The sequence below is a fragment of the Stenotrophomonas sp. GD04145 genome, assembly GCF_029835135.1.
Lineage (GTDB): Bacteria > Pseudomonadota > Gammaproteobacteria > Xanthomonadales > Xanthomonadaceae > Stenotrophomonas > Stenotrophomonas maltophilia_P.
The window spans coordinates 1-21,856 of sequence record NZ_JAODZG010000058.1; the positions used below are offsets into that span (position 1 = coordinate 1).

Annotated in this window: 22 protein-coding genes and 1 pseudogene; 15 read left to right on the forward strand and 8 right to left on the reverse strand. The window is 68.1% G+C overall.

Annotated elements, in window-relative coordinates; translation table 11 throughout:
* Positions 1–58: 58 nt before the first annotated feature.
* The 6 genes from N7367_RS17675 to N7367_RS17700 all read left to right on the forward strand — a co-directional run bounded on the left by N7367_RS17675 (position 59) and on the right by N7367_RS17700 (position 5,451).
* Positions 59–1,807, forward strand: coding sequence for a glutamine--tRNA ligase/YqeY domain fusion protein (locus N7367_RS17675; protein WP_279942904.1), 1,749 nt, complete (start codon positions 59–61; stop codon positions 1,805–1,807).
* Between the two features lie 43 nt (positions 1,808–1,850).
* Positions 1,851–2,504, forward strand: coding sequence for a hypothetical protein (locus N7367_RS17680; RefSeq protein WP_065182847.1), 654 nt, complete (start codon positions 1,851–1,853; stop codon positions 2,502–2,504).
* Positions 2,505–2,552: 48 nt separating this feature from the next.
* Positions 2,553–3,275, forward strand: coding sequence for a DUF6348 family protein (locus N7367_RS17685; RefSeq protein WP_279942905.1), 723 nt, complete (start codon positions 2,553–2,555; stop codon positions 3,273–3,275).
* 94 nt (positions 3,276–3,369) lie between these two features.
* A complete protein-coding gene (locus N7367_RS17690) occupies positions 3,370–3,930 on the forward strand; it encodes a nucleoside deaminase (RefSeq protein WP_279942906.1) in 561 nt (186 codons plus the stop codon).
* Positions 3,914–4,981: a 23S rRNA (cytidine(2498)-2'-O)-methyltransferase RlmM gene (rlmM, locus tag N7367_RS17695; protein ID WP_065176234.1), complete on the forward strand. Its 1,068-nt coding sequence runs from the start codon at positions 3,914–3,916 to the stop codon at positions 4,979–4,981. Before N7367_RS17690 ends, rlmM begins: the two co-directional genes overlap by 17 nt.
* A 71-nt stretch (positions 4,982–5,052) precedes the next feature.
* Positions 5,053–5,451: a hypothetical protein gene (locus N7367_RS17700; protein WP_065182845.1), complete on the forward strand. Its 399-nt coding sequence runs from the start codon at positions 5,053–5,055 to the stop codon at positions 5,449–5,451.
* 341 nt (positions 5,452–5,792) lie between these two features.
* Here N7367_RS17700 and N7367_RS17705 read toward each other — a convergent pair whose 3' ends face one another.
* Positions 5,793–6,974: a UbiH/UbiF family hydroxylase gene (locus N7367_RS17705; protein WP_065176233.1), complete on the reverse strand. Its 1,182-nt coding sequence runs from the start codon at positions 6,972–6,974 to the stop codon at positions 5,793–5,795.
* Positions 6,971–8,179, reverse strand: coding sequence for a 2-octaprenyl-6-methoxyphenyl hydroxylase (ubiH, locus tag N7367_RS17710; RefSeq protein WP_279942907.1), 1,209 nt, complete (start codon positions 8,177–8,179; stop codon positions 6,971–6,973). Before ubiH ends, N7367_RS17705 begins: the two co-directional genes overlap by 4 nt.
* 109 nt (positions 8,180–8,288) lie before the next feature.
* Here ubiH and N7367_RS17715 point away from each other — a divergent pair, with 109 nt between their 5' ends.
* The 9 genes and pseudogenes from N7367_RS17715 to N7367_RS17755 all read left to right on the forward strand — a co-directional run bounded on the left by N7367_RS17715 (position 8,289) and on the right by N7367_RS17755 (position 17,489).
* A complete protein-coding gene (locus N7367_RS17715; protein WP_053519669.1) occupies positions 8,289–8,873 on the forward strand; it encodes a hypothetical protein in 585 nt (194 codons plus the stop codon).
* A gap of 8 nt (positions 8,874–8,881) precedes the next feature.
* Positions 8,882–9,436, forward strand: a complete 555-nt coding sequence (locus tag N7367_RS17720) for a cob(I)yrinic acid a,c-diamide adenosyltransferase (protein ID WP_180875727.1) — start codon at positions 8,882–8,884, stop codon at positions 9,434–9,436.
* A gap of 9 nt (positions 9,437–9,445) precedes the next feature.
* The gene (locus N7367_RS17725) at positions 9,446–10,384 is read left to right on the forward strand and encodes a histone deacetylase family protein (RefSeq protein WP_065176230.1); all 939 of its coding nucleotides are present in this window, start codon (positions 9,446–9,448) and stop codon (positions 10,382–10,384) included.
* An 89-nt stretch (positions 10,385–10,473) separates the two neighbouring features.
* Positions 10,474–12,930 carry an LPS-assembly protein LptD gene (lptD, locus tag N7367_RS17730; protein WP_279942908.1) on the forward strand — a complete coding sequence of 819 codons (2,457 nt, stop codon included), beginning with the start codon at positions 10,474–10,476 and terminating at the stop codon, positions 12,928–12,930.
* Positions 12,927–14,255, forward strand: a pseudogene (locus N7367_RS17735) (peptidylprolyl isomerase); the annotation flags it as partial. The gene lptD and the pseudogene N7367_RS17735, both read left to right, overlap by 4 nt.
* Positions 14,256–14,273: 18 nt before the next feature.
* A complete protein-coding gene (gene pdxA, locus N7367_RS17740) occupies positions 14,274–15,254 on the forward strand; it encodes a 4-hydroxythreonine-4-phosphate dehydrogenase PdxA (protein ID WP_253119352.1) in 981 nt (326 codons plus the stop codon).
* Complete coding sequence (gene rsmA / locus N7367_RS17745; RefSeq protein ID WP_279942909.1) at positions 15,251–16,054, forward strand: 16S rRNA (adenine(1518)-N(6)/adenine(1519)-N(6))-dimethyltransferase RsmA; 804 nt, start codon at positions 15,251–15,253, stop codon at positions 16,052–16,054. The genes pdxA and rsmA overlap by 4 nt, the downstream gene beginning before the upstream one ends.
* Before the next feature lie 13 nt (positions 16,055–16,067).
* A complete protein-coding gene (gene apaG / locus N7367_RS17750; protein ID WP_279942910.1) occupies positions 16,068–16,451 on the forward strand; it encodes a Co2+/Mg2+ efflux protein ApaG in 384 nt (127 codons plus the stop codon).
* Between the two features lie 15 nt (positions 16,452–16,466).
* Positions 16,467–17,489 (forward strand): symmetrical bis(5'-nucleosyl)-tetraphosphatase, encoded by a 1,023-nt coding sequence (locus N7367_RS17755; protein ID WP_279942911.1) that lies wholly within the window; start codon positions 16,467–16,469, stop codon positions 17,487–17,489.
* A 44-nt stretch (positions 17,490–17,533) separates the two neighbouring features.
* On the opposite strand, the gene N7367_RS17760 is transcribed toward N7367_RS17755, so the two are convergent.
* The 6 genes from N7367_RS17760 to N7367_RS17785 are packed head-to-tail and all read right to left on the reverse strand — an operon-like array spanning position 17,534 to position 21,769.
* Positions 17,534–18,025, reverse strand: coding sequence for a dihydrofolate reductase (locus tag N7367_RS17760; protein ID WP_279942912.1), 492 nt, complete (start codon positions 18,023–18,025; stop codon positions 17,534–17,536).
* Positions 18,026–18,030: 5 nt separating this feature from the next.
* A complete protein-coding gene (locus N7367_RS17765; RefSeq protein ID WP_279942913.1) occupies positions 18,031–18,825 on the reverse strand; it encodes a thymidylate synthase in 795 nt (264 codons plus the stop codon).
* Positions 18,822–19,706 carry a prolipoprotein diacylglyceryl transferase gene (gene lgt, locus N7367_RS17770; protein ID WP_065182837.1) on the reverse strand — a complete coding sequence of 295 codons (885 nt, stop codon included), beginning with the start codon at positions 19,704–19,706 and terminating at the stop codon, positions 18,822–18,824. The genes N7367_RS17765 and lgt overlap by 4 nt, the downstream gene beginning before the upstream one ends.
* Positions 19,707–19,766: 60 nt before the next feature.
* Complete coding sequence (locus tag N7367_RS17775) at positions 19,767–20,261, reverse strand: TPM domain-containing protein (protein ID WP_065182836.1); 495 nt, start codon at positions 20,259–20,261, stop codon at positions 19,767–19,769.
* Positions 20,261–21,148, reverse strand: a complete 888-nt coding sequence (locus N7367_RS17780; protein WP_279942914.1) for a TPM domain-containing protein — start codon at positions 21,146–21,148, stop codon at positions 20,261–20,263. Before N7367_RS17780 ends, N7367_RS17775 begins: the two co-directional genes overlap by 1 nt.
* A 3-nt stretch (positions 21,149–21,151) precedes the next feature.
* Positions 21,152–21,769, reverse strand: coding sequence for a LemA family protein (locus N7367_RS17785; RefSeq protein WP_065175795.1), 618 nt, complete (start codon positions 21,767–21,769; stop codon positions 21,152–21,154).
* Positions 21,770–21,856 lie beyond the last annotated feature (87 nt).

Below are 21,856 nucleotides of genomic sequence, written 5' to 3' on the forward strand. Positions count from 1 at the left end.
CAGCCCTTCCCCTTACGCGCTAGACTGTTGGTCTTTCTGCCCTTTTTCGCCCAGCCTCATGTCCGAGCACACCCCCGCCAGCCCCGAGACCCCCGCCGACAGCCACGAAAAGCGCGATTTCATCCGCCAGATCGTGCGCGAGGACCTGGCCAGCGGAAAGCACCAGGCGATCAAGACCCGGTTTCCGCCGGAGCCGAACGGCTACCTGCACATCGGCCATGCCAAGTCGATCTGCCTGAACTTCGGCATTGCCGGCGAGTTCAGCGGCGTATGCAACCTGCGCTTCGACGACACCAATCCGGCCAAGGAAGACCCGGAGTACGTGGCCGCCATCCAGGATGATGTCCGTTGGCTGGGGTTCGAGTGGAACGAACTGCGCCACGCCTCCGATTACTTCCAGGCCTACTATCTCGCCGCCGAGAAGCTGATCGAGCAGGGCAAGGCCTATGTGTGTGACCTGTCGGCCGAGGAAGTGCGTGCCTACCGTGGCACCCTGACCGAGCCGGGCCGTCCCTCGCCGTGGCGCGAGCGCAGTGTCGAGGAGAACCTCGACCTGTTCCGGCGCATGCGTGCCGGTGAATTCCCGGACGGTGCGCGCACCCTGCGCGCGAAGATCGACATGGCCAGCGGCAACATCAACCTGCGCGATCCGGCGCTGTACCGCATCAAGCATGTCGAGCACCAGAACACGGGCAATGCGTGGCCGATCTACCCGATGTACGACTTCGCGCATGCGCTGGGCGATTCGATCGAGGGCATCACCCACTCGCTGTGCACCCTGGAATTCGAGGACCATCGTCCGCTCTACGACTGGTGTGTGGACAACGTCGATTTCGCCCATGACGACGCACTGACCCAGCCGCTGGTCGATGCCGGCCTGCCGCGCGAAGCCGCCAAGCCGCGCCAGATCGAATTCTCGCGCCTGAACATCAACTACACGGTGATGAGCAAGCGCAAGCTGATGGCGCTGGTCACCGAGCAGCTGGTGGACGGCTGGGAGGACCCGCGCATGCCGACCCTGCAGGGACTGCGTCGCCGCGGCTACACCCCGGCGGCAATGCGCCTGTTCGCCGAACGCGTGGGCATCAGCAAGCAGAACTCGCTGATCGACTTCAGCGTGCTGGAAGGCGCGCTGCGCGAAGACCTCGATGGCGCCGCACCGCGCCGCATGGCCGTGGTCGACCCGCTCAAGCTGGTACTGACCAACCTGCCCGAAGGCCATGAAGAACAGCTCACCTTCAGCAACCATCCGAAGGACGAGAGCTTCGGCAGCCGTCAGGTGCCGTTCGCGCGCGAGGTCTGGATCGACCGCGAGGACTTCGCCGAAGTACCGCCGAAGGGCTGGAAGCGCCTGGTGCCGGGCGGCGAAGTGCGCCTGCGTGGTGCCGGCATCATCCGCTGCGATGAGGTGCTCAAGGATGCCGACGGCACCATCAACGAGCTGCGCGGCTGGCTGGATCCGGAGTCGCGCCCCGGCATGGAAGGGGCCAACCGCAAGGTCAAGGGCACCATTCACTGGGTCAGCGCCGTGCACGGCGTTCCGGCCGAGATCCGCCTGTACGACCGGCTGTTCTCGGTGCCGAACCCGGACGACGAGTCGGAAGGCAGGACCTACCGCGACTACCTCAATCCGGAATCGCGCCGCACCGTCACCGGCTATGTCGAGCCGGCCGCGGCCAGCGCCGCGCCGGAGCAGTCGTTCCAGTTCGAACGCACCGGCTACTTCGTTGCCGACCGCCGCGACCACACCGAAGCCAAGCCGGTGTTCAACCGCAGCGTGACGCTGCGCGATACCTGGTCGGCCTGAGGACCTGCGCGGGCGCCGACACGGCGCCCGCCCGCCCGCGACGATGATCACCGCCCTGTCCGCCCTGCTCTGGTTCATCTCGCAGCATCCGCTGCTGACGTTCTTTGCAGCAATGGGGCTGGCCGCGCTGGTATCGTGGTGGCGGCGTTCACCGGTCTACGCCATCGTGGTGTTTCCGCTGGCGATGCTCAACATCTTCCTCGGCAGCTTCCTCAACGCCACTTTCCTCAATGCGGTGGGCGAGCGCGGTGAAGCGGTGATCGTGAAGGCCGAGGAAACCAATTCCACGCTCAACGAACAGTACATCTGGCGCTACGAAGCGGTGCTGCGCACCGCCGAGGGTCGCGACGTGGAGGTGGTGTTCCACACCAACACCGCCTCGCTGTGGCCGCTGGAGAACGCGATCCGCATCCCGGCTCAGGACCAGCCGTTCGTGGTGAAGTACACGCCGGGCTTTCCGCGCAACTTCGTCATCCTCACCACCGAATCACCGCACGGCATCGCCCAGGCCCGTGCCAGCGCGCGCGAGCGGGTGGAGGTAGCCGCACGCAAGCTGCACTTCAGCCCGGGCAACGCCGATTTCCGCGCGGACTATCGCCGCGAACTGGATACCTGGCTGCGTGACCATGGCAACGATCCGCAGCAGCAGTCCGACGCACGGCGATATCGCGCAGAACGCGAAGCACTCGATCACTAGCACCCGGCCCGGCCTGGATGCTCCACCCGATCCATCCACAGGCCTGACATGACCACGACGTCCACCGCCCTCCTCCCGCTGCTGCAGCAGGTCCTGCAGGACGCTGGCATCGCCAGCCGCGTCGACGGCGGCGCGCTGCTGCTGGACAGCGGCCTGCGCCTGACCCCGCATGCGATGGCGGCACACGCGCGCGACAACGGTGGCTGGCAGACCTCCACGGTCATCGAGGCGCAGCACCCCACCCTGTTCGCCGATGGCCTGTTCGAGTACCAGCACGCCAACGGCGCCGATGAGCAGGCCTCGCTGCTGTCCGGCTTCCAGGCCTGGGTGCGGGTGGACCTGGCCACCCTGCAGACCGCAGTGGGCGCCGACGACGCGCAGGGCCTGCCGATGATGGGCCTGACCTATCCAGCAGGTGATGACGGCAAGGACCACGGGCGCACCGTCGTGCTGGGGCCGCTGGCCCACTACCGCGCGCAGGAGGTGGAGGTCGCCACATGCAGTGAGGACGACCACGGTTCCTGCCCCTGCTGCCTGTTCACCAGGAGCATGGACGCCTTCGACGAGCTGCTGAAAGCGCGCCAGTTCCTTGCCATCCGCCTGTTCGCCTCGCGCGATGCCGATGGCCTGTGCGAGGCCGATTGCCGGGTCAATGGCCACGACTTCGCCCCTGCCCTGCCATTGCTGCGCGCGTATGCCGCCAGTTGGCCGCAGGCCGGGCTGGAGTTCCGCAAGCAGTACGTGGTGATCCGCACCGGCTCACCCGGCTGACGCGCCTACACCCGGTACAGGCCGGTGCGGCTACACTGCGCGCCGGTTTCCCAAGCAACCGCACTTTTCCCATCCCACACGAGGCACCCCCGCGATGCTGTATGCGCAAGTCCACCTGACCCTTCCCGCCTGGATCCACGACCAGATCGACCTGGATCGTCGATATCCGGGCGATGAGGCCAAGGTCGCGCTGGCCATCGAGCTGTCGCGCCAGAACGTCGAGCACGCCAGCGGCGGCCCGTTCGGCGCCGTGGTGTTCGGTCCGGACGACAAGGTGATCGCCGCCGGTGTGAACCGGGTGATGCCGCATGCCACCTCGTTGGCACATGCCGAGAACATGGCCTACATGCTGGCCCAGCAGCGCCTGCAGACACCGCGCCTGAATGCCGTGCTGTCGCCGGTCACCCTGGCCACCAGCTCGCAGCCGTGCTGCCAGTGTTACGGCGCTACGGTGTGGGCCGGCATCGACCGCCTGCTGATCGGCGCCAGTGCCGCCGATGTGGAGGAACTGACCCCGTTCGACGAAGGCCCGCTGCCGGCCGACTGGGTGGGCGAGCTCAACAAGCGTGGCATCGAGGTGGTGCAGGGCCTGAACCGCGACGCCGCACGCAGCGTGCTGCGCGTCTATGGGGAAAGCGATGGCGCCCGTTACTGAAACCGGCATCGGCCTGCTGTGCCTGTGCCGGCAGGGCTTCGAGCCGGAGCTGGCCGGCGAACTGCAGTTCCGCGCCGGTGAGGCAGGCTTCGCCGGCTACGCACGTACCCAGCGCAATGACGGCTATGTGTTGTTCATGTGCGACGAAGCGGCCGCGCTGGCACCGCGGCTGCCGTGGCGCGGTCTGATCTTCGCGCGGCAGAAGCTGGTGGTGCTGGCTGAACTGCCGCAGCTGGATCCGGCCGATCGCATCACGCCGATGCTGGAGGTGCTGGCCGATGCGCCACGCTTTGGTGATCTTTGGGTCGAACATCCGGATTCGGATGCCGGCAAGCCGCTGTCCGGGCTCGCCCGTGCGTTCGGCAACGCATTGCGCCCGGCGCTGCGCAAGGCCGGCAAGCTCAGCGACAAGCCCAATGCACGGCTGCCACGCCTGCACGTGGTGTTCGTCGACGGCACCCACGCCTTCATCTGCGTGGCCGACCCCGCCGACAGCGCACCGTGGGCACTGGGCATTCCGCGCCTGAAACTGCTGCCGGAGGCCCCCTCGCGTTCGGCGCTGAAGCTGGACGAAGCCCTGCTGACGCTGCTGGCGCCGGAAGAACGCGAGGCACTGGTGAAACCCGGCATGCGCGCGGCCGACCTGGGGGCGGCACCGGGCGGCTGGACCTGGGTGTTGACCCGCCAGCACATGCAGGTGCTGAGCATCGACAACGGCCCCCTGCGCCAGCACGTACTGGATACCGGCCTGGTCGAGCACCTGCGCGCGGATGGCTTCCATTGGCACCCGGAGCAGCCGCTGGACTGGATGGTGTGCGACATGGTCGAGCAACCGCGTCGCGTTGCCGAACGCATGGCCACCTGGTTCCGCGAAGGCTGGTGCAGGCATGCCATCTTCAATCTGAAACTGCCGATGAAGAAGCGCTGGGACGAGACCCGGCTGTGCCTGGACCTGTTCCAGGAGCAGGCTGGCACCTCGCTGGAAGTGCGTGCCAAGCAGCTCTATCACGACCGCGAAGAGATCACCGTGCTGGCATCGCCGATGCGGTGATGCGCGGCAGGGTCATCGCCCGCACAGGATGCCCCGGGTACGCTTCCGTCAACGCCTGCCAAGAGTCCGTCATGTACCGTCCGCGTTTGCCCGTGCTGCTGGCTGCCCTGCTGGCCACTTCCCCCGTGCTGGCGCAGCAGCTGCCGCCCACACCCGCGCAGAGCCAACCGCTGGGTCCGACCGGCGGAGCCATCCGCCAGCAGCCTTTGAACGCCGGACGAGTCACCGGCAGTGTCGATATTCCGATGCCCGCAGGTGAGGCCCAGGTCACGGTGCGCTCGGTTGAACCCAGCAGCGTGACCGGCCAGTACCGCATCCACTTTGCCGCGCTGGATACCGACGGTGATGGCTTCATCAGCCGCGCGGAGGCCCAGGCCAATCCTGCACTGGCCGATGAGTTCACCGCGCTGGACAGCAAGCGCCGCGGCAAGCTGGATCGTGCCGACCTGGCCGGCTGGCTGATTGATTGATCCGGTTCACGGATCCCGCCGGGCATGGCCCGGCGCTACCGGCCTGATGATCCGCCGAACGGCGTCCCGTTGCCGCGCTGGATCGTGCCGACCTGGCCGGCGCGCTGATTGATTGATTGATCCGCTGCGGGTAGCGCCGGGCCACCCCGGCGGGACCGGCCTGATGATCCGCCGGACGGCGTCCCGTTGCCGCGCTGGATCGTGCCGACCTGGCCGGCGCACTGATTGATTGATCCGCTGCTGGTAACGACGGGCCATGCCCGGCGGATTCCATGAACCGCGCTGCGCGCTCGCCGGGCACGGCCCGGCGCTACCGGCGGATCAACCGCCAAACGGGGTCGTCACACGCCGGCGGCGCGCTTCCAGAACGCCTGCACCAGTGGCGGCCACTTGCCGACGCAGCCCAGCGCGCGGCCACGGGCCAGGGTCAGGTGCATCTCGTCGTTGGAGAACAGGCGGTTGATCGCATCGAAACTGTAGGCGGCCACCTGGTTGTCGCTGCGCCGCTCGCGGGCCCAACGCTGCAGGCGCTGTGGCGACAGGCGCGGCTGGCCACGGCGCTCGGCTGAAGGCGCCAGCCATTGCCGCAGGGCAGCGACATCCCGCAGCCCCAGGTTCACGCCCTGCCCGGCCAGGGGATGCACCACATGCGCGGCGTCGCCGAGTGCGAGCACGCGGCCGGCCACATAGTGGCGGGCCAGCTGGCGGCGCAGCGGGAACGCGGCGCGCGGCGACACCAGGCGCAGTTCGCCCAGCCGTGCGGCGAAGGCGCGGGTCAGTTCGCGATTGAATGCCTCCTCCTCCAGCGCCAGCACGCGCACCGCCTCTTCGTCAGGCAAGGTCCACACGATCGAGCTGCGGCGCTCGGCCACCGGCAGCAGCGCCAGCGGACCGGTCGGCAGGAAACGCTGCCAGGCCGTAGCCTGGTTGGGCAGCTCGCTGTCGACGTAGGCCACCACGCCACGCTGGTGATAGTCGTGGCGCACCACGTCGATGCCCGCCAGCTCGCGCAGCGTCGACTCGGCACCATCGGCGGCCACGGCGAGGGCCGCTTCCAGCCTGCGTCCGTCATCCAGGCGCAGTCGCACCCCTTCCTCGTCCTGCTCCAGCGCCTCCACCCGTGCCGGGCAATGCAGCTGCACCCCGGCCGCCGGCAGTGCCGCCCACAGGCGATCCTGCAACAGCCCGTTCTCGACGATGAAGCCCAGCTCGCGACGCCCTAGACGGTCGGCATCAAACAGCAGGTCCTCGCCTCCCGCGGCATCCCATACCTGCATGCGGCGATACGGCCAGGCCCGCGCCTGTACGATCGCAGGCCACACGCCGAGACGGTCCAGCAGCTGCACGTTGTCAGCCGCGAAGGCGAACACGCGCAGGTCCGGCTGCGATGCCTGCCAAGGCGCGGGCTCACGGCCCTCCACCAGGGCGACGGCCAGCCCCGCATCGGCCAGCGCCAGTGCACACGCGGCACCGACCACGCCGCCTCCCACGATGACCACGTCCAGGCGCGCGCGGCGGTTCATGCGGCTTCTCCGCGGCACAGTCGCGGCACGACGCCACGGAAACCCATCGCCCCGCCGACCAGCATCGACTGCACCGAACCGCGCTGCGCGGCCACCAGGCCGAGACTGCGCAACGGGCGCATCAACGGCGCAGGATTGCTGGTCAGGCGCGCCAGTCCTCCGGAGAACGCCACCGTCTGCTGGCGATCCTCTTCCCGACGGGCCACATACGCACGCAGCAGCGCATCACTGCCGGCATCGCCTGCATCGTCTTCCAGCAGTTCGGCCAGGGTCAGCGCATCGCGCAGGCCCAGGTTGAAGCCTTGCGCGCCCAACGGATGGATGGTCTGTGCGGCATTGCCGAGCAGCACCGCGCGCTCGCCTGCCAGGGCACGCGCCAGCACCTGGATCAGCGGGTAGGCACTGCGCGGACCCGACTCCAGCAGACGCCCGGCACGCCAGCCGATGGCATGCTGCAGGCGCTGCAGCCACGCTGCGTCGTCCAGCGCCATCACCGCGTCGGCGTCTTGGCGCGCCACCCCATGCACCGTGCCGAAATGGCGGTCGCCACGCGGCAGCAGGGCCGTCGGGCCGGTATCGGTGAAGCGCTCCCAGGCCGTGCCGTCGGGCGCGCGCTGGCTGCGCACGCGGGCTACGAACAGGGTCTGCTGGAAATCGTGGCGGTCGACCTCGATGGCCAGCGCCTCCCGCACCGCACTGGCCGTGCCATCGGCACCGACCACCAGCCGTGCCAGCAGCGTGCGCTCGCCGGCGGCGTCGGCCACATGCACCTGGCGACAGCCCTCCACCACCCCGCCCAGGCCGAGGAAACGCATCGGCCGGTAACGCCGCAGCCGCGGCAGTTCCTGCAGGCGTGCCTCAAGCGCATGACCGAAGTCACGTGCGACCACCACCTGGCCGAACCACGGCCGGTTGTAATCGGCCGCATCGAGCTGCACCCGGCCAAAGTCACCGGCGCGGCTGACATGGATGCGACGGATCGGTCCCGGCGCCATCGCCAGCTTCTGCATCACCCCCAGCGCGGTCAGCGCGTTGACGGTGGCGGCGGCGAAACTGAGGTTGCGCTGGTCGAACACCGCCGGCAGTCCACCGGCAGCGCTGGCCTCGATCAGGCCCACGTCGCGGCCCAGGCGGTCCAGGGCGATGGCGAGGCTGGCACCCACCAGTCCGCCGCCGACGATCAGCACGTCATGTCGTTCACTCATGGCGTTCATGATACGCGCTCGCCCCGGCTGTACACCGAACGCGACGCTGCCTGCGCCAACCCGCGCGGCGGGCTAGAATGAAAGCTGAATCCGCTCCGGGCCCGCCGCCATGTCCGACACCGCCAATCGCGCCTTCGTCCTGTCCGTGCTCGTGCTGTTGCTGGCGGCGACCCGGGTCAACCACTTCGCGGCGATCCCCGATGCCTCCTGGGCGGTGTTCTTCATCGGCGGTTTCTACCTCGCGCGCTGGACGCGCTGGGCCTTTCCGCTGCTGATGCTGTTCGCGGTGCTGGTCGACTGGATCGTGATCCGCAGCGCGGGGCTGGATTTCTGGCAGCACTACTGCGTGTCGCCCGGCTACTGGCTGCTGCTGCCGGCGTACTTCTCGCTGTGGGCCGGCGGCATGCTGCTGGGCCACAACTACCGCGGCGCGCGCTGGCCGGTGCTGGCCAAGGGTGCGCTCCTGCTGGTGGCCTCGGTGGCGCTGTGCCACCTGCTTGCGCAGGGGGGCTTCTACTGGACCACCCGCAACGTTGCCGAGCCGACGCTGGCGGGCTGGGCGCAGAACTACGCACAGTGGTTCGGCCCCTACCTGCGGACCACGGCGATCTACGTGGCGCTGGCCGCCGCCCTGCAACTGGCCGTGGAGCAGGTGCTCAAGCTCCAGCAGGCCCGTCGCGACATCCGGCACTGAGCTGCGCCATGGGCCATCGCCTCTCGCGCATCTACACCCGCACCGGTGACGACGGCAGCACCGGACTGGGCGATGGCCAGCGCGTAGCCAAGGACGATGCCCGCGTCGCCTCCTACGGCACCGTCGACGAAGCCAACGCGGCGCTGGGCCTGCTGCTGGCCGCACCGCTTCCGGACGACGTGCGCGCGCTGGTGGTCCATCTGCAGCACCAGCTGTTCGACCTGGGCGCCGAGCTGTGCATCCCCGGCCATGCCGCGATCCATGCCGCCGATGTCTCGGCGCTGGAACAGCAGCTGGACCACTACAACACCACGCTGCCGATGCTGAAGGAGTTCATCCTGCCCGCCGGTGGCGAAGCCGCCGCACGCTGCCACCTGGCACGGACCATCGTCCGCCGCGCCGAGCGCGAGACGGTGACGCTGTCCCGCCATGAGAACGTGCGCAGCGAAGCGCTGCAGTATCTCAACCGGCTGTCGGACCTGCTGTTCGTGCTGGCCCGGGTGCTGGCCCGCGCCGATGGGCAGGGCGAGGCGCTCTGGCAACCCCAGCACCGGCAGGGCTGAGTCCGTACGATGCTGGTCTTCACCCATCCGTCCTGCCTGCTGCACGATCCCGGTCCGGGCCATCCCGAATGCCCGCAACGGCTGCAGGGCGTGCTCGACGCCCTGCGCGGCGCATTCCCCGGCCAGCTGGACTGGCGCGAGGCCCCACCCGCAAAGTTCGGCGAGTTGAGCCGGGTCCACGACAGCGCCCTGCTCGACTTCGTGCTGCAACCGCAGACCGTGCCCCTGCGCCAGCTGGACATGGACACCTGGACCTCGCCCGGCTCGGCCAGCGCGGCGGTGCATGCTGCCGGTGCCGGTGTGGCCGCGGTGGATGCGGTGATGCTGGGCGCGGACCCGCTGGCGTTCTGCGCGGTGCGCCCGCCGGGTCACCATGCCACCAGCAGCACGGCCATGGGCTTCTGCCTGCTCAACAACATCGCCATCGCTGCAGCCTACGCGCGCGACCGCCACGGGCTGGAGCGGATCGCGGTGGTCGACTTCGACGTCCACCATGGCAACGGCACCCAGGACATCTTCCAGCACGACGCACGGGTGTCGTATTACAGCACCCACCAGGCCGGCCTGTTCCCCAACTCCGGCCTGCGCCGTGACCGTGGCGCGGGCAATCTGATGAACATCCTGCTGCCGCCGGGCAGTGGCGGATTCCGCTTCCGCAATGTCTGGGCCGACGAGATGCTGCCGGCCATCGACGACTTCCGCCCGCAGCTGATGCTGATCTCGGCAGGCTTCGACGCCCATCTGCGCGACCCCCAGGCGGATCTGATGCTGGAGACCGAGGATTTCGCCTGGATCACCCGCGAACTGCATGCGCTGGCGCGTCGCCACGCGGCCGGCCGGGTGGTGTCGATGCTGGAGGGCGGCTACGACCTGCAGGCCCTGGCCGAATGCAGCGTGGCCCACGTGCAGGCCCTGATGTCGCCGGCGGCGTCCCCCCCGGCTGGATGAACCCGAACCGGTGCGACCGGGCCGCCTTCATTGCCCCTATGCAAGGGATGGGGCAAGCTACCGTCCGTTTTCGCCCGAATCCGAACCGCGTGCGCCGAGCCCTCCGCCTGCTTCCCCTGCCTCTGAGCATCGCCGTCTGCCTGCCGGCGATGGCCGATGATAAGCCGCTCAACTGGGGCCTGTGCCCGGCTTCCGACGTCATTCCCGCGTTCACCGACGCCCCGACCCCGGTTCCGGGCCAGGACAAGGCCGCCGCCAGCGCCGCGCGCGAGCAGCAGCCGACCGATATCGAGGGCGATCAGCTGCTGGGTACCACCACGGTGCCGCAGTACGAGGGCAACGTCGCCCTGCGTCGCGGCGACCAGTTCGTCGGCACCGACAAGCTCAGCTTCGACACCGAGTCCGGCAACTACATCGCCGATGGCAATGTCCGCTACCAGGACGCGTCGATCCGCATGGTCGCCAAGCGCGCCGAGGGCAACCAGGAAAGCGACACCCACAAGATCACCGACATCCAGTACCAGCTGGTGTCCCGCCGTGGCAACGGCGACGCCGAATCGGTCGACCTGCAGGGCGCGGTCGGGCAGATGCACCGCTCCACCTACACCACCTGCGACCCGTCGCAGCCGGTGTGGAAGCTGTCGGCGCCGCAGATCGAAGTGGACAACGACGAGGGCTTCGGCACGGCGCGCAATGCCGTGCTGCGCATCGGCAAGGTGCCGGTGCTGTGGGCACCGTACTTCAAGTTCCCGATCGACGACCGGCGCAAGACCGGCCTGCTGTTCCCGCAGCTGGGCATGTCCGGGCGCAACGGGTTCGACTACACCCAGCCGATCTACCTGAACCTGGCACCGAACTACGACGACACGCTGATGCCGCGCTACATGAGCCGGCGCGGCCTGATGCTCGACAACGAGTTCCGCTACCTCTACAACGGCGGCCGCGGCGAACTGCTGACCGCCTACATCCCCAACGACAAGCTGCGCGACCGCGATCGCGGCCGTGTCATGTTCAGCGGCTATCACAACGTGGACAGCCACTGGCAGGCACGTGCCAACCTGGCCTGGGTCAGCGACGAGCGCTACGTCGAGGACTTCGCCAACCGCCTGGTGGGCGTGACCGCCTCGAACCTGCAGAGCACCGTTGGCCTGTACGGTACCGGCCAGAACTGGACGGCCGGAATCATGGCCGACCGCTGGCAGCTGACCGACTACACGCTCAACGAGAGCGCGCTGGCCTACAACCGCCAGCCGCGCCTGTACTTCAACTGGGACAAGCCGGTCCTGTCGTGGCTGGAAACCGGCGTGTACGCCGAAGCCGTGCGCTTCACCCATGAAGACATCAACTTCAAGTACGGCCCCGAGGCCGGACCGGACCTTGAGTACACCCGTACCGGCCAGACCCAGCGGATGTACGGCGGCGCACGCCTGGACGTGAAACCCTATGTGTCGCTGCCGTTCAGCGGTGCGGCCTGGTACGTGACCCCGACCCTGGCCTACCGCTACACCGCCTACGACCTGGACCGGCAGCTGGCCGACAGCATCCGCCGCAATGTGCTGGTTTCGCAGGGCGTTGATCCGGCCACCGCTACCCCCGAGCAGCTGCGCGGCAACACCTCGCCCAGCCGCAGCCTGCCGATCGGCAGCATCGATGCCGGCCTGTTCTTCGACCGCGAGACCACCATCGGCGGCCGCTCGTTCCTGCACACCCTGGAACCGCGCCTGTTCTACCTGCGCACGCCCTACCGCAACCAGGACGAGCTGCCGATCTTCGATACCCGTGACTTCACCTTCAGCTGGGGCCAGCTGTTCCGCGACTCGCGCTATACCGGCGCCGACCGCCAGAACGACGCCAACCAGCTGACCATGGCGCTGGGCACCCGCTTCATCGACCAGACCACCGGCCGCGAGCGGTTCTCGGCGGCCATCGGCCAGATCCAGTACTTCGACGAATCGCGGGTGACCGCCGTGCCGGGTGGCCCGCCGGTGGAAAAGGGCAAGTCGGCCTGGATCGCCGATGCCAACTACATGGTCAACGACCGCTGGACCCTCAGCGCGACCTACCAGTGGGACCCCAAATACAAGCGTGAGGACTTGGCCAGCTTCCGCGCCCGTTACCTGATGCCCAACGATGGCGTGGTCAACCTGACCTACCGCCACCGCATCAACCCGGACGGCACCGACCTGCTGAAGCAGGCCGACCTGTCGTTCCTGTACCCGCTGAACCCCCGCTGGAGCCTGGTCGGCCGCTACTACTACTCGCTGGAAGACAAGAAGCCGCTGGAAATCATCGGTGGCGTCCAGTGGGACAGCTGCTGCCTGGCCGTGCGCGCGGTGGCCCGCCGCTACGTGCGCAACCGCGAGGGCGAGCTGAACAATTCCATCCAGCTGGAGTTCGTGCTGAAGGGCCTCAGCTCCCTGGGCCAGGACACGGACCGCACCCTGCGCCGTGCTATCCTCGGCTACAACCGCGACGACCTCTATCTCGTGCCCCCCAGCAATACCGGGACGACCCGGGACGACTACGATCCGAATCTGATCCCATGACCAAGCGCTTCCCCGTTCTTCTCGCCTCGCTGCTGGCGGTGTCCAGCGTGTCCGCCCCCCTGCAGGTACTTGCCCAGGAGGCGCAGCCGCTGGACCGCATCGCCGCTGTCGTCGATGAGGACGTGATCCTGCAGAGCGAACTCCAGCGCGCCATCGCCAACATCAAGGCGCAGTACGCCGGCCGCGAGGCCCAGCTGCCGCCGGATGACGTACTCAGCCGGCAGGTGCTCGAGCGCCTGGTGCTGGTCAAGCTGCAGGTGGCCCGTGCGCAGGGCAGCGGCATCCGCGTCAGCGACCAGGAGCTGAACCAGGCGATGAATGCCATCGCCCAGCAGAATGGTTCCAATCTGGACGCGCTGCGCCAGCGCCTGGCAAGTGACGGCATCGATTTCAACGACTTCCGCGCCTCGGTGCGTGACGAGATCACCGTGCAGCGCCTGCGCCAGAGCTTCGCGCAGAGCCGCATCAGCGTCAGCGAGGGCGAAGTCGATGCCGCGTTGAAGCAGCAGGCCACCGCCGGCAACCAGTACCACCTGGCGCACATCCTGATCGCCCTGCCCGACGGCGCCAATGCCGAGCAGATCGCCACCGGCCAGAAGAAGGCCGACGGCGTGAAGGCCCTGCTGGACAAGGGTGAGCTGGACTTCAATGCCGCCGCCGTACGTTACTCGGACAGCCCCAATGCACTGGAAGGCGGCGACCTGGGCTGGCGCAGCATGGACGAGATCCCGGCCGCGTTCGCGCAGCTAATGGAAAAGATGAATGCCGGTGACGTGGTTGGCCCGATCCGTGGTCCGAGCGGCTTCCAGCTGCTGAAGCTGGTGGAAGTGCGCGATTCCAGCGCCGCCGCCGGCACCCATACCGTCACCGAGTTCCACGGCCGCCACATCCTGGTGCGCGTGGACGACAACCAGACCGATGCGGCCGCCAAGGCCAAGATCGACACCCTGCGTGCCCGCATTGCCGGCGGCGCCGACTTCCAGACGGTGGCCAGGGAGTCGTCCGAGGACAACAACAGCAAGGGCCAAGGCGGCGATCTGGGCTGGTTCCCGGCCGATGCGTTCGGTCCGGCCTTCGGCCAGCAGGTCCAGAGCGTGCAGGACGGCGGTGTCAGCCAGCCGTTCCGCACCGACGCCGGTTGGCACATCGTGCAGCGCGTGGCGACCCGCCAGACCGACGTGACCAACGACAACCAGCGTGCGCAGGTCCGCGAAACCATCGGCCGCCGCAAGCTGGAAGACGAATACAACCGTTTCCTGCAGGAGCTGCGTGGCGAAGCCTACGTCAGCTTCCGCAGCGGTGACCGCGCGGAAAACACCGCGACGCCGCCGCAGTCCTGACCGATGCGCCCCGAGCTCGCTCTGGTACCGGGCGAGCCCGCCGGGATCGGCCCGGAGCTGTGCATCCGCCTGATCCAGCAGCCGCGCGATGATTGCCGGCTGCTGGCTTTCGCCGACCCGGATACCCTGCGCGCCGCCGCCGCCGCGCTGGACCTGCCCCTGCAACTGCTGCCCGAGGAGGCAGAAGCCCGCTTCCCGGGCGACCTGCGTCTGCGCGTCGTGGCCAATGCCGTCCCGAGCCGCTTCGGCCACGCCGATCCGGCCAATGCCGGCGCGGTCATCGGCGCCCTGCTCGGCGCCGGCCAGGCCTGCCTGTCGGGCGAGCTGCACGGCGTGGTCACCGGCCCGGTGCACAAGGCGGTCATTAACGAGGGCGGCATCGCCTACAGCGGCACCACCGAACTGCTGGCCGACCAGGCTGGGGTGAAGGTGGTGATGATGCTGGCCAATCACATCGTGCGCGTGGCCCTGGCCACCACCCACCTGCCGCTGCGTGAGGTCGCCGATGCGATCACCGCACCCGGCCTGGAGCACACCCTGCGCACCGTGCACGCCGCGCTGCGCCGCGAGTTCGGGCTGGCATCGCCGCGCATCGCCGTGCTCGGCCTGAACCCGCACGCCGGTGAAGACGGTCACCTCGGCCGCGAGGAACTGGATCTGGTCATCCCACTGCTGCAGCGCCTGCGCGCTGAAGGCATGGATCTGGTCGGGCCGCTGCCGGCCGACACCGCGTTCCTGCCAGGCAAGCTGGCAGGTTTCGATACGGTCCTGGCCATGTACCACGACCAGGGCCTGCCGGTGCTGAAGTACTCCGGCTTCGAGCAGGCCGTGAACCTGACCCTGGGCCTGCCCTACCCGCGCGTCGCTGTCGATCACGGTACCGCGCTGGACCTGGCCGGCCGCGGCATTGCCGATCCATCCAGCCTGCAGGCGGCAACGACGCTGTGTGCGCAGCTTGCGCGGCAACGTACACTGAGCGCATGAATTCCCCGCATTCCCCCTCCGGCCCGGTGTTCACCGCCCCGGCCAAGAAGCAGCTTGGCCAGCATTTCCTGGCCGATCGCCACTACATCGACAAGATCGTGATGGCGGTCAATCCCAAGGACGGTGACCGCCTGGTCGAGATCGGCCCCGGCCAGGGAGCGATCACGCTGCCGCTGCTGCGCGTGCATCCGGCACTGACGGTGATCGAGTTCGACCGCGACCTGATCGCGCCGCTGACCGCCGCCGCCGAGCCGCTGGGCGAGCTGACCATCGTCCACCGCGACGTACTGCGCGTGGACTTCACCGAACTGGCGGCCGGACAGCCGATCCGTCTGGTCGGCAACCTGCCCTACAACATATCCTCGCCTATCCTGTTCCATGCGCTGGAACATGCCGCCGTGGTCCGCGACATGCACTTCATGCTGCAGAAGGAAGTGGTCGACCGCATGGCAGCCGGCCCCGGCAGCAAGGTCTACGGCCGCCTCAGCGTGATGCTGCAGGCCTACTGCACCGTTACCTCGTTGTTCGTGGTGCCGCCGGGTGCGTTCCGGCCACCGCCGAAGGTCGATTCGGCCGTGGTGCGGCTGGTGCCGCATGATCCGGCCACGGTTGGCATCCATGACCACGCCCGCTTCGCCGAAGTGGTCAAGGCCGCCTTCGGCCAGCGCCGCAAGACCCTGCGCAACGCACTGAACAACGTGGTGTCGGCCGACCAGTTCGCCGCTGCCGGCGTGCGCCCCGATGCCCGTGCCGAACAGCTGGACGTGGCCGAATTCATCGCCCTGGCCAATGCCTCCTGATTACACTGCCGGTATGGAAGACGCTGACGTTTACGCCATTTCCGTCGAAGTCGCACCGCGATTCCTCGATGAACAGTCCGTGCCGGAAGACGGCCGCTATGCGTTCGCCTATACGATCCGCATCCACAACCAGGGCCGGGTGGCCGCGCGGCTGGTCGCGCGCCACTGGCGCATCACCGATGCCAACGGCCGCGTCGAGCACGTCGATGGCGAAGGTGTGATCGGTGAGCAGCCACGGCTGCGTCCCGGTGAAGACTTCCACTACACGTCTGGTGTCATGCTGGCGACCGATCACGGGACCATGCAGGGCCACTACGACATGGTCGCCGATGACGGCACCGAATTCGCCGCGCCGGTCGCACCGTTCGTGCTGGCCATCCCACGTACCCTGCACTGACACGGAGGCCGGACGATGAGTGTGTGGGCGATCGGCGACCTGCAGGGCTGCTATGACGTGACCCAGCGACTGCTGGAGAAGCTCCGCTTCGACCCCGCGCAGGACACCCTGTGGTTCTGCGGCGATCTGGTCAACCGCGGTGGTCAATCCCTGGAAACGCTGCGGCTGGTGCATTCGCTGCGCGAGCACAGCGTGGTCGTGCTGGGCAATCACGATCTTTCGCTGCTGGCGGTCGGTGCACGCACCGAGGAAGAGCAGCGCAAGGTCAATCCGGACCTGCTGCGCATCGTGCAGGCCGAGGACCGCGACGAACTTCTGGACTGGCTGCGCCTGCAGAAGCTGGTGCATGTGGACCGCGAGATGGGCTGGATGATGGTGCACGCCGGCCTGGCGCCGAAGTGGACCACGCAGATGGCCGAAAAGCATGCGGCCGAAGTCGAAGTGCAACTGCACGGCGCGGGCTACCGCAAGCTGTTCCGCAACATGTATGGCGACAAGCCAAGCTGGGCACCGAACCTGTCCGGCTACGACCGTTCGCGGGCGATCATCAACGTGCTCACCCGCATGCGCTACTGCACTCCGCGCGGACGCATCGGCATCGAGGACAAGGGCACGCCGGGCACGCAGGAACAGGGACTGTATCCGTGGTTTGAAGTGCCCGGCCGGGTCGAGCGCGACCTGAAGGTCGTATGCGGCCATTGGTCGGCGCTGGGCCTGACCATCACCCAGGGCGTGCACGCCATCGACACCGGCGCGGTGTGGGGCGGCAAGCTGACCGCGATCCAGCTCGATACCGATGAGCTGCGCGTGGTGCAGGTGCCCGGCCGCGATGTACCTGCTCCGGTTCCGAATGCCCGGCCGCCGGCGCGACCGGCCCACGAGCGGTCCACCGCTGCGGCACAGGGCAAGGAACAGGGCGGCGGAAACACCGCTGCCAACCCGGGCAACCGCAGCCCACGTCGCCGCCGTCGGCGCGGTGGTGGTGGTAGTGGCGGTACGGGGGGCGGCAACAGCACCAGCACACCGCCGCAGGGCTGAGCCCTCAGGGAGCCGAGCATGGCTCGGCTCCACAGGTGCGGCGATCAGCGGCGCACGTAATGCGCGAAGCGGAACGCATAAGCGTGGCGTTCGTCGGCCGGATGCGGCTCACTGCTTGTTTCCCGCCACAGCTGCGGGTCCACCTGCGGGAAATGGGTGTCGGCCGGCACTTCGGCATCGACCCAGGTCAGGTACAGGTCACTGGCCTGGTCCAGCAGCTGGCGGAAGATCTCGCCGCCTCCGATGACACACAGCTCACGGGCCCCCTCGCCTTCAGCGATCGCCTTCGCTTCGTCCAGCGAGGCCACCGCGCGCATGCCCTCGAACGGCACCTGACCGCTGCGGGTCAGCACCAGGTTGGTCCGCCCCGGCAGCACGCGGCCGATCGACTCGGCCGTCCTGCGCCCCATCAGGATCGGCTTGCCCAGGGTGAGCGCCTTGAAGTGCTTGAAGTCATCCGGCAGGTACCAGGGCATGGCATTGCCCTGGCCGATGCCACGATTGCGATCCAGCGCCACGATCATCGAAAGCTTCATCGCGCTCACACCGCCACCGGCGCCTTGATCGCCGGATGTGGATCGTATCCGTCGATGCGGATGTCGTCGAACTGGAAGCCGAACAGATCGGTCACCTCCGGGTTCAACCACAGCTTCGGCAGCGCGCGCGGTTCGCGCGCCAGCTGCTCACGGGCCTGCTCGAAATGGTTGGAGTACAGGTGCGCATCGCCCAGCGTATGCACGAAGTCGCCCACGCCCAGGCCGGTGGCCTGCGCAACCATGTGGGTCAGCAGCGCATAGCTGGCGATGTTGAACGGCACGCCGAGGAAGATGTCGCCGCTGCGCTGGTACAACTGGCAACTGAGCCTGCCATCGGCCACGTAGAACTGGAACAGGTTGTGGCAGGGCATCAGCGCCATCTGCGAGAGCTCGCCCACGTTCCAGGCGCTGACCACCAGCCGCCGCGAATCGGGGTTGCGCTTGATCTCGTCCACCAGCCACTGCATCTGGTCGATCTCACGACCGTCAGCAGTAGCCCAGTTGCGCCACTGCTTGCCGTACACCGGGCCAAGATCACCGTTGCCGTCGGCCCATTCGTCCCAGATCCGTACCTGGTTGTCCTTCAGGTAGCCGATGTTGGTATCGCCTTTCAGGAACCACAGCAGCTCGTGGATGATCGAGCGCAGGTGCAGTTTCTTGGTGGTGACCAGCGGGAAACCTTCGTTGAGGTCGAAGCGCATCTGCCAGCCGAACACGCTGCGGGTGCCGGTACCGGTGCGGTCGCTCTTCTCCGTCCCGTGCTCCAGCACGTGCGAGAGCAGGTCCAGGTAGGCCTTCATGCCTTGCCCTCCACCGCCAGCGGCTGCGGCTGCAGTACCGGTGCGCGGCGCGACATCGCCAGCAGCACCAGGCCCAGCGCGATCAGCGGCAGGCTGAGGATCTGGCCGCGGGTGAGCCAGTCGAACGCTACGTAGATGCCGTTGTCGGGCATGCGCACGAATTCCACCGCGAAGCGGAAGACACCGTACATCAGCGCGAACAGCCCCCCCACCAGATAGCGATGGCGTGGCTTCGCCGACACCGCCCACAGCACCACGAACATCACCAGCCCTTCGAGGAAGGCTTCATACAGCTGCGAGGGGTGGCGTGCGTACTGGTTCAGCGCGCCGGTCGCGAACTGCGCCTGCAGGGTCGCGTGGTCAAGCTGGTTCAGCGGAGCCGGCAGGCCGGACGGAAACACCACGCCCCAGCTGCCGTCGGTGTACTTGCCCCACAGCTCTGCGCCGATGAAGTTGCCGATGCGGCCAAAACCCAGGCCCAGTGGCACCAGCGGCGCCATGAAGTCCATGGTGTCGAAGAAGTGCAGCCTGTGCTTGCGCGACCACCACCAGCAGGCGCCGAGCACGCCGAGCAGGCCACCGTGGAAGCTCATGCCGCCGTCCCATACCTTGAACAGCAGCAGCGGGTTGTGCAGGAAATCGCCCAGCGCGTAGAACAGCATGTAACCGATGCGCCCGCCCAGCACGACGCCCAGCATGGCGTAGAACAACAGGTCGGAGAATCCGTTGGCATCGACGCCGGGCAGGCGCCCGGCGGCGATCCGGCGACGACCGAGCAGCCAGGCGGCGGTGAAACCCAGCAGGTACATGATGCCGTACCAATGCACCTTGATCGGCCCCAGCGAGAGGGCGATGGGGTCGATGTCGTGGAAATAGATCATGGAAGACGCCTGGCAGGAGTACGGGTATTTTAGCGCCCCGACCCGGCCCGGGACCGGGGCTCAGCCCAGGATCTGCGGCGCATTCGGGAGCGCGTCATCCTCCGACCGCGTCGAGGCCGGAAAGTGCCCTTCCACCAGGCTGGAGACTTCGTCGATCGCATCGCGCAGCGCATCCACCGGACTGGCGCCGCGCAGGCCTTCGCGCAGGTGGGTGCACACCCGCTGCCACTGCGCCGCGCTGACCCGGTCGCTCAGGCCCCGGTCGGCGACGATCTCGATGGCGTGGTCGGCCAGCAGCAGGTAGATCAGTACGCCGTTGTTGTGCCGGGTATCCCAGGTGCGCAGGTGGGCGAATGCCTGCTCCGCCGCCTGGCGCGGCGTGATTCCGCGCCAGACCGCGTGCAGCGGCAGGTCGGCTTCGACAGCGAACATCACCTGGCCGCCGTGGCGCTGCTCACCGGCAGCGATGGCCGCGGTGATCGCCTGCAGCGTGGCGGGGGGAAACGCCCGTCGTACCGAGGGCGAGAACAGATGACGGCAAAGACGACGGATCATCACCAACCTCCCGAAGCACCACCGCCGCCGGAACGGCCACCGCCGCCGCCCCAGCCGCCTCCGCCGCCGAAACCGCCGCCGCCCCCGAAACCACCACCGCCGCCCCAGCTGCCGCCGCCCCAGCCACTGCCGCCGGCAAAGCGGCCGGGATGGCCGGACAGCATCGCCACCACCAGCCCGACAACGCCGGCCAGGCCACTGGCCAGCAGGGTGGAGGTGAACAGGAAGGCAGCAACCGCCGCACCCGCACCTCCGAGCAGCCCGCGCACCGGCCGCGGCACCCGCGAGAACACGCCCCGCAGCACCGTGCCTGCGAACACGCCGATGAACAACGCCAGGATCCAGGTATCGCCACCGCCGTCGGCCTCCCGCCCGCGCTGGCCACTGACCGGCGCCGGCAGCGACTCGCCGTCGATCAGCCCGACCAGTACGGCGGTGGCATCGGTGATGCCGCCGGCGTAGTCGCCACTGCGGAAGCGTGGCACCAGATATTCCTGGATGACGCGGTTGGCGATGGCATCGGGGATGGCGCCTTCAAGACCATAGCCCGGCTCGATGCGCACACGCCGGTCATCCTTGGCCACCACCAGCAGCACGCCGTCATCCACGCCCTTGCGGCCGATCTGCCACTGGTCGAAGACCCGCGTCGTGTACTGCGCGATGTCCTCCGGCTGCGTCGTGGGCACCACCAGCACCTGCAGCTGGCTGCCCTTGCGCTGCTGCAGATCCAGCGCCTGCTGCACCAGCGCCTGCTTCTGCGCGGCGTCCAGCGTGCCGGTGGTGTCGACCACCGGCGAATCCAGCGCCGGAATCGGCGCCAGCTGCTGCGCCTGCGACGCCAGCGGCAGCCACAGCAGCAGGGCCAGCAGCGCAGTGGCCAGGCGCATCGGTCAGTGGCCCGGCTGCGGTGCCGGCTGCTGCGGCGCGTTGCCGAAATCCACCGCCGGTGCGGTGGAGATCTGCGCTTCGTTGTCTACGGTGAAGTTCGGCTTGGTCTTGTAGCCGAACAGCTTTGCGGTGATCACCTGCGGGAACGAGCGGATGTAGGTGTTGTAGTCCTGCACCTGCTGGATGTAGCGGCCACGGGCGACGGTGATGCGGTTCTCGGTGCCTTCCAGCTGGGCCTGCAGGTCACGGAAGTTCTGGTCGGACTTGAGCACCGGGTAGTTCTCGGTGACGACCAGCAGCCGCGACAGCGCGCTACCCAGTTCGCCCTGGGCCTGCTGGAACTGCTTGAGCGAGGCTTCGTCATCGGCGTTGACGTTGATCTGGCCGACACGCGAGCGGGCGTTGGTGACTTCGGTCAGCACGCGCTCTTCCTGGCTGGCGAAGCCCTTCACGGTCTGCACCAGGTTGGGCACCAGGTCGGCGCGGCGCTTGTACTGGTTGAGCACTTCGGACCAGCTGGCCTTGACCGCTTCATCCTTCTGCTGGATCGCGTTGTAGCCGCAGCCGGACAGCAGGGAGGCCAGCAGCATCAGGGGCAGGACACGGGTGAACAGGCGCATGGCGAAGGTTCCGGGTGGGTTTGGCGCCGAGCATGCCATGGTTCGGGTGAAAGACCGGCCATCGGGCGCCGCCCCCTCCGCGGTGGC

Excerpts from the sequence above, each read along its gene's own strand:
- N7367_RS17725 (WP_065176230.1), top strand. The coding sequence starts at position 9,446 with ATGCTGGTCTTCACCCATCCGTCCTGCCTGCTGCACGATCCCGGTCCG.
- N7367_RS17700 (WP_065182845.1), top strand. The coding sequence starts at position 5,053 with ATGTACCGTCCGCGTTTGCCCGTGCTGCTGGCTGCCCTGCTGGCCACT.
- apaG (WP_279942910.1), top strand. The coding sequence starts at position 16,068 with ATGGAAGACGCTGACGTTTACGCCATTTCCGTCGAAGTCGCACCGCGA.
- N7367_RS17775 (WP_065182836.1), bottom strand. The coding sequence starts at position 20,261 with ATGATCCGTCGTCTTTGCCGTCATCTGTTCTCGCCCTCGGTACGACGG.
- N7367_RS17765 (WP_279942913.1), bottom strand. The coding sequence starts at position 18,825 with ATGAAGGCCTACCTGGACCTGCTCTCGCACGTGCTGGAGCACGGGACG.
- N7367_RS17685 (WP_279942905.1), top strand. The coding sequence starts at position 2,553 with ATGACCACGACGTCCACCGCCCTCCTCCCGCTGCTGCAGCAGGTCCTG.
- N7367_RS17675 (WP_279942904.1), top strand. The coding sequence starts at position 59 with ATGTCCGAGCACACCCCCGCCAGCCCCGAGACCCCCGCCGACAGCCAC.
- N7367_RS17705 (WP_065176233.1), bottom strand. The coding sequence starts at position 6,974 with ATGAACCGCCGCGCGCGCCTGGACGTGGTCATCGTGGGAGGCGGCGTG.
- lgt (WP_065182837.1), bottom strand. The coding sequence starts at position 19,706 with ATGATCTATTTCCACGACATCGACCCCATCGCCCTCTCGCTGGGGCCG.
- rlmM (WP_065176234.1), top strand. The coding sequence starts at position 3,914 with ATGGCGCCCGTTACTGAAACCGGCATCGGCCTGCTGTGCCTGTGCCGG.
- N7367_RS17720 (WP_180875727.1), top strand. The coding sequence starts at position 8,882 with ATGGGCCATCGCCTCTCGCGCATCTACACCCGCACCGGTGACGACGGC.
- N7367_RS17715 (WP_053519669.1), top strand. The coding sequence starts at position 8,289 with ATGTCCGACACCGCCAATCGCGCCTTCGTCCTGTCCGTGCTCGTGCTG.
- ubiH (WP_279942907.1), bottom strand. The coding sequence starts at position 8,179 with ATGAGTGAACGACATGACGTGCTGATCGTCGGCGGCGGACTGGTGGGT.
- N7367_RS17680 (WP_065182847.1), top strand. The coding sequence starts at position 1,851 with ATGATCACCGCCCTGTCCGCCCTGCTCTGGTTCATCTCGCAGCATCCG.
- N7367_RS17760 (WP_279942912.1), bottom strand. The coding sequence starts at position 18,025 with ATGAAGCTTTCGATGATCGTGGCGCTGGATCGCAATCGTGGCATCGGC.
- rsmA (WP_279942909.1), top strand. The coding sequence starts at position 15,251 with ATGAATTCCCCGCATTCCCCCTCCGGCCCGGTGTTCACCGCCCCGGCC.
- N7367_RS17755 (WP_279942911.1), top strand. The coding sequence starts at position 16,467 with ATGAGTGTGTGGGCGATCGGCGACCTGCAGGGCTGCTATGACGTGACC.
- N7367_RS17690 (WP_279942906.1), top strand. The coding sequence starts at position 3,370 with ATGCTGTATGCGCAAGTCCACCTGACCCTTCCCGCCTGGATCCACGAC.
- N7367_RS17785 (WP_065175795.1), bottom strand. The coding sequence starts at position 21,769 with ATGCGCCTGTTCACCCGTGTCCTGCCCCTGATGCTGCTGGCCTCCCTG.
- pdxA (WP_253119352.1), top strand. The coding sequence starts at position 14,274 with ATGCGCCCCGAGCTCGCTCTGGTACCGGGCGAGCCCGCCGGGATCGGC.
- N7367_RS17780 (WP_279942914.1), bottom strand. The coding sequence starts at position 21,148 with ATGCGCCTGGCCACTGCGCTGCTGGCCCTGCTGCTGTGGCTGCCGCTG.